The organism is Pseudomonas sp. BAY1663 (genome assembly GCF_000582595.1).
Taxonomy (GTDB): domain Bacteria; phylum Pseudomonadota; class Gammaproteobacteria; order Pseudomonadales; family Pseudomonadaceae; genus Stutzerimonas; species Stutzerimonas stutzeri_AF.
The window spans coordinates 93,838-100,392 of the sequence record NZ_AZSV01000007.1 but is presented as its reverse complement, the minus strand read 5'-3'; the positions used below and the strand labels follow the sequence as shown (position 1 = coordinate 100,392).

Below are 6,555 nucleotides of genomic sequence, written 5' to 3'. Positions count from 1 at the left end.
CCTGCAGTTGCGGCAGGCTGGCCTCGGTGGCGGCCAGCCGCGCGTCGGCACGCAGCACGTCCAGCTCGCTGCCCAGGCCGGCGTCGCGCAACTGCTCGGTCAGTTCGTGGGAATCGCGTTGGTTCGCCAGGTTGTCGCGGGCGATGCGTTCGCGCAGCTGGGCGCCGCGCAACTGGCCATAGGCGTCGACCAGCTCGGCGATCAGGCTGACCTGCAGCTGGTAGAGCTCGGCCTCGGCGGCCTCGGCCTGGGCTTCGCTGGCTTCCAGGCGGCGCTGGATGCGGCCGAACAGGTCCAGCTCCCAGGCCATGTCCAGGCCCAGGTCGTAGCGCTCGGCGTTGATGCGCCGCTCGGTGACGCCGGGCTGCTGTGCCTTGCCGATGTCGGCGCTGGCGCCAGCGGTGACCGTGGGGAAGCGATCATTGGCATCGTCGTCGCGAATCGAGCGGGCCGCGCGCAACCTGGCGAAGGCGATGCGCAGCTCGCGGTTTTCCGCCAGTGCCCGACTGACCAGTACATCCAGCGTCGGGTCCTCGAACTGGTGCCACCAGGCCGCTTCGAAGCGCGAACGGTCGTAGTCGCTGCCTTCGGCAAGGGCGATGCGCGCCGGTTCGGGCTGCGGTGCGCGGTAGTCCGGGCCGACGGCGCAGCCGGTCACGGCCAGGGCGAGCAGGGATAGGGCAAAGAACTTCATGCGCGGGCCTCCTTGAATACCGCCTTGCGCGCTTCGCGCTTCTCGACGAAGGCGCGAATCACCAGATAGAACACCGGGGTCAGCAGCAGCCCGAAGAAGGTCACCCCGAGCATCCCGGAAAACACCGCGACGCCCATGGCATGACGCATCTCGGCGCCGGCGCCGCTGGACAGCACCAGCGGCACCACGCCCATGATGAAGGCGAAGCTGGTCATCAGGATCGGCCGCAGGCGCAGGCGGCAGGCTTCCAGCACCGCGGCGAGGCGGTCCATGCCTTCTTCCTGTTTGTCCTTGGCGAATTCCACCAGCAGGATGGCGTTCTTGCAGGCCAGGCCCACCAGCACGATCAGGCCGATCTGGGTGAACACGTTGTTGTCGCTGCCGGCCAGGATCACCCCGGCGATGGCCGAGAGCAGCGTCATCGGCACGATCAGGATCACCGCCAGCGGCAGGCTCCAGCTCTCGTATTGCGCAGCCAGCACCAGGAACGCCAGCAGCACGCAGAGCGGGAAGACGAACACCGCGGTATTGCCGGCGAGGATCTGCTGGTAGGTCAGCTCGGTCCACTCGAAGCTCATGCCGTTGGGCAGTTCGGCGCGCAGCAGGCGTTCCATGGCGGCCTCGGCCTGGCCGGAGCTGTAGCCCGGTGCGGCGGCGCCGTTGATCTCGGCGGTGAGGAAGCCGTTGTAGTGCATCACCCGGTCGGGGCCGGCACTGTCGCTGACCTTGACGAAGGTCGACAACGGCACCATCTCGCCGCGGTTGTTGCGTACCTTCAACTGGCCAATCTGCTCGGGTGCCAGGCGGAACTTCTGGTCGGCCTGGACGTTGACCTGATAGGTACGGCCGAAGCGGTTGAAGTCGTTGGCGTACAGCGAGCCCAGGTAGACCTGCATGGTGTCGAAGATGTCGTCGATGGCCACGCCGTGGGTCTTGGCCTTCTCGCGGTCGATATCGGCATCCACCTGCGGCACGTTGACCTGATAGCTGGTGAACAGGCCGGCCAGCTCCGGATAGTCGGCACTCTTGGCGATGACGTTCTGCACCTGCTTGTACAGCTCCTCGTAGCCGAGGTTGCCGCGGTCCTGCACCTGCACGCGGAAGCCGCCGATGGTGCCCAGGCCCTGTACGGGCGGCGGCGGGAAGATGGCGATGAAGGCATCCTGGATCTGCGCGAACTGGCCGTTCAGGTCCGCTGCGATGGCGTTGGCCGACAGCGCCGGGTCCTTGCGCTCATCGAAGGGCTTGAGCGGGGTGAAGACGATGCCGCTGTTCGGGCTGTTGGTGAAGCCGTTGATCGACAGCCCCGGGAAGGCCACGGTGTTCTCCACGCCCGGGTGCTTGCCGGCGATTTCCGACATGCGCTTGATCACGTCCTCGGTGCGATCCAGGGTGGCGGCGTCCGGCAGTTGGGCGAAGGCGACCAGGTACTGCTTGTCCTGCTGCGGGACGAAGCCGGTCGGGGTGCTGGCGAAGCCCAGGTAACCCAGGCCCACCAGGCCGACATAGACCACCAGCGCCACGGCACTGCCGCGCAGGATGCGCCGCACCACGCCGACGTAGCCGTGGCTGGCACGGTCGAATACGCGGTTGAACGGATGGAACAGCCAGCCACCGAGCAACCGGTCGAGCAGCCGCGAGAAGCCGTCCTTCGGTGCGTCATGCGCCTTGAGCAGGGTGGCCGCCAGGGCCGGCGACAGGGTCAGCGAGTTGAACGCCGAGATCACCGTCGAGATGGCGATGGTCAACGCGAACTGCTGGTAGAACTGCCCGGTCAGGCCGGAGATGAAGGCGGTCGGATGAACACCGCGCAGAGTACCAGGGCGGTGGCGATGATCGGCCCGGTGACTTCCTTCATGGCCTGGCGGGTGGCGTCCACCGGCGACTTGCCGAGGCCGATGTTGCGCTCGACGTTTTCCACCACGACGATGGCGTCGTCCACCACGATGCCGATGGCCAGCACCAGGCCGAACAGCGACAGCGCGTTGAGCGAAAAGCCGAGCAGGTGCATCACCGCGAAGGTGCCGATCAGCGACACCGGCACGGCGGCCAGCGGAATGATCGAGGCGCGCCAGGTCTGCAGGAACAGGATCACCACCAGCACCACCAGCACGATGGCCTCGAGCAGGGTGTGCACCACCGCCTCGATGGAGCCGCGGACGAAGATGGTCGGGTCGTAGACGATCTCGTAGTCCACGCCCTGGGGGAAGTCCTGCTTCAGCTGGGCCATGCGCTCGCGCACCAGGTCGGAGATGGCGATGGCGTTCGAGCCCGGACGCTGGAAGATCGGGATGGCCACCGCCGGCTGGTTGTTGAGCAGCGAACGCAGGGCGTACTGGCTGGAGCCCAGCTCGATGCGGGCAATGTCCTTCAGGCGGGTGATCTCGCCGTCCTCGGCGGCGCGCACCACGATGTTCTCGAACTCCTCCTCGTCGACCAGGCGGCCCTGGGTGTTGATCGACAGCTGGAAGTCGGTGGCGCCCGGCGCCGGCGGCGCGCCCAGGGCACCGGCGGCGACCTGGCGGTTCTGTTCGCGGATGGCGGCGACCACGTCGCTGGCGGTGAGGTTGCGCTGGGCGACCTTGTTCGGGTCGAGCCAGACGCGCAGCGAATAATCGCCCATGCCGAACAGCTGCACGTCGCCCACGCCGTCCAGCCGCGCCAGCTCGTCCTTGACGTTGAGCGCGGCGTAGTTGGACAGGTAGAGCATGTCGTAGCGGTTATCCGGCGAGGTCAGGTGCACCACCATGGTCAGGTCGGGGGAGGCCTTGTCCACGGTCACACCGAGGCGCTGCACCTCGGTGGGCAGCGTCGGCATGGTGCGCGTCACGCGGTTCTGCACCTGCACCTGGGCGTTGTCCAGGTCGGTGCCGAGGGCGAAGGTGATGGTCAGCGTCAGCTTGCCGTCGGCGGTCGCCTGGGACGACATGTAGAGCATGCCCTCGACGCCGGTGATGGCCTGTTCCAGCGGCGAGGCGACGGTTTCGCCGATCACCTTGGGGTTGGCGCCGGGGAAGTTGGCGCGCACCACCACGGTGGGCGGCACCACTTCGGGGTATTCGCTGATCGGCAGCTGGAACAGCGAGATGGCGCCGCCGATGAGGATCACCAGCGACAGCACGGCGGCGAAAATCGGCCGCTTGATGAAGAATTGCGAGAAATTCATGGCGCACTCCGGGGGAGGGCGCGGCGGGCGCGCCCTGGCGGATCGATCGGATGGGCGCGCCTGGCGCGCCGGGGTTCAGGGCTGCTGTCGAGTGATGGTCAGCTGCTCGGGCGCTGGGCCAGCGTGCGCTCGTCCACCTGCGGTTTCATCGCCTCGCTGATCGCGCGGTTCTGCTGCTTCAGCGTGGCCAGCGTCTCGGCGTCGGCCATGGGCACCGATTCCGGCTGCACTGGGCTGCCCGGGCGCACGCGCTGCAAGCCGTTGACCACGATGCGCTCGCCCTTGGCCAGGCCGTTGCGCACGATGCGCAGGCCCTCGAGCTTGGGCCCGAGCTCCACCGGCCGGTAGGCCACGGTGCCGTCCTCGGCCAGGACCAGAACGAACTTCTTACCCAGGTCGGTGCCGACCGCCACGTCCTTGATCAGCACCGCGTCGTAGGTGGCGCTGCCGACCAGCTTGAGCCGCGCATAGAGCCCTGGGGTGAAGCTGCCGTCGCGGTTGTCGAACACCGCCCGGCCGCGGATGGTGCCGGTGCGCGGATCGACCTGGTTGTCGACGAAGTCCATGCGGCCCAGGTGCGGATGACCGTCCTCGCTGGACAGCCCGAGGTACACCGGCGTCGCCTCGCCACGCGCGCCCTCGCGGGCCAGCTCGCGGTACTTCAGGTAGGTGCGCTCGTCGGCCTCGAAGTAGGCGTAGACCTTGTCGGTGGAGACCAGCGTGGTCAGCAGCGCCTCGCCAGCATTGACCAGGTTGCCGGCGGTGATCAGCGCACGGCCGGCGCGACCGTCGATCGGCGCAGTGACGCGGGTGAAGGATAGGTCCAGCTGCGCCTTGTCGAGCTGCGCCTGGATCGCCGCGACCGCCGACTTCGCTTCGCTGGCGGCGCTGATGCGGGCATCGGCCAGTTCGGCGGAAATGGCGTTTTTCTGCCGCAGACGCTCGCCGCGCTCGGCCTCGGCGACGGTGCGCTGCTGGGTGGCGCGCGCCTGTTGCAGCTGTGCCTGAAGGCGCTTGACTTCGGCCTGGAACGGGCGCGGGTCGATCTGGAACAAGAGGTCGCCTTTGTTCACCAGGGCGCCTTCCTCGAAGGCCACCTGGTCGATGAAACCGGAGACGCGCGGGCGGATTTCAACCGATTCCGGCGCTTCCAGGCGGCCGGTGAGCTCGTCCCACTCGGTCACTCGCTGCTCGATCACTTCGGCGACACTGACGGCCGGCGGCGGCATCCCTGACTGGGTGGCCTCCGGCGCCTTGCCACAGGCGGCCGTGATGACGACCGCCAAGGCTATAAGGGGAAAACGCAAGGCGTTGAGGGAACGTTCCATGCTTGACTCCGCAAGTCGGGTTTTATCGAGGTTGTGGAGTCTGCGCGGCTGCCCCGTCCGGCGGAAATCGAATGGGGCGAAGGTGAATATCATTGGCGATGATGATTGCGTATCGATCATCAGCAGCAGGCAATAACGGTAGGGTAGAAAACGACCGCCAGGTCTTTTCCACCGATTCGCGGCGTCGAGCGGCTGCGTCAGCAGGCGGTCAGGGTACTGGGCCGTGAAGTCGAGAAAGGTGTGACGGCGTGCTGGGGCGGGAATACGCGTGGAAAAGGCTGCGCCGTTTTCCACCCTACGGGCTGTCCGGATCGCCGACGAACATCTGGATGCGCGAGCGCAACCAGCGCTCGGCGGGGTCGTTGTCCTGGGCGCCGCGCCAGGCCATGGAGAGTTCGAAGTCCTGGCTGGTCTCGAAGGGCAGCGGTTCGGCCCGCACGCCGCCGTTGGCGGCCAGGGCGGCGGCTGCGTAGTCGGGAACCGTGGCGATGATGTCGGTGCCGGCGAGCAGGCTGGCCAGGCCGTTGAACTGCGGCACCGCCAGCACCACCTTGCGCTTGCAGCCATGCAGCGCCAGCTCCTCGTCGATGTAGCCGTTGAGGTCGCCGGCGAAGGACACCATCGCGTGCGGCCGGGCGCAGTAGTCCTCCATGCTGATGCGCCCGGGAATGCTGTCGGCGCGCAGCAGCATCGGCTTGGGCCGGCGCAGCACCTTGCGCTTGGCGTTGGCTGGCAGCTCCTCGGTGTAGCAGACGCCCACGGAAATCTCGCCCGAGGCCAGCAGCCCGGGCATCAGCAGGTAATTGGCGCGGCGCACCACCAGCACCACGTCCGGCGCCTCGGCGCGCAGGCGGCGCAGCAGCGGCGGCAGCAGGGCGAATTCCACCTCGTCGGTCAGGCCGATGCGAAACACCTGGGTGCTGGTCGCCGGGTCGAAGGTCGAGGCGCGACTGACCGCCGTGGAAATCGAGTCGAGCGCCGGCGACAGCAACTGCGCGATTTCCTGCGCGCGGGCGGTGGGCTCCATGCTCCGTCCGGTGCGCACGAACAGCGGATCGTCGAACAGCGTGCGCAGCCGTGCCAGCGCGGCGCTGATCGCCGGCTGGCCGAGGAACAGCTTTTCCGCGGCGCGGGTGACGCTGCGTTCATGCATCAGCGTTTCGAAGACGATCAGCAGGTTGAGGTCGACGCGGCGAAGGTCGTTGCGATTCATGCCTGGTTCACTTCGGGCCTGGGGCCGGACGAAAGGTGCCCGGCGCTGGAGGTGATCTGCATTCTAGACAGCTTCGCCTGACGGCGGCATGCCCAATTCCGCTTTCAAACTGCACAAACCTGCAATGGGGCCGGCGCGGATACATACGGTTGTC

3 protein-coding genes and 1 pseudogene are annotated in these 6,555 nt (G+C 67.4%); all 4 read right to left on the bottom strand.

Features of this window, described 5'->3' with window-relative positions; genetic code table 11:
• A partial coding sequence (locus tag BAY1663_RS04030) for a TolC family protein (RefSeq protein ID WP_037038115.1) occupies positions 1-694 on the bottom strand: 694 nt, incomplete at its 3' end.
• A pseudogene (locus BAY1663_RS04025) lies at positions 691-3,860 on the bottom strand (efflux RND transporter permease subunit). The pseudogene BAY1663_RS04025 and the gene BAY1663_RS04030, both read right to left, overlap by 4 nt.
• Before the next feature lie 98 nt (positions 3,861-3,958).
• Positions 3,959-5,188, bottom strand: coding sequence for a multidrug efflux RND transporter periplasmic adaptor subunit MexE (gene mexE / locus BAY1663_RS04020; RefSeq protein ID WP_037038114.1), 1,230 nt, complete (start codon positions 5,186-5,188; stop codon positions 3,959-3,961).
• 295 nt (positions 5,189-5,483) lie between these two features.
• A complete protein-coding gene (locus tag BAY1663_RS04015; protein ID WP_037038113.1) occupies positions 5,484-6,401 on the bottom strand; it encodes a LysR substrate-binding domain-containing protein in 918 nt (305 codons plus the stop codon).
• Positions 6,402-6,555 lie beyond the last annotated feature (154 nt).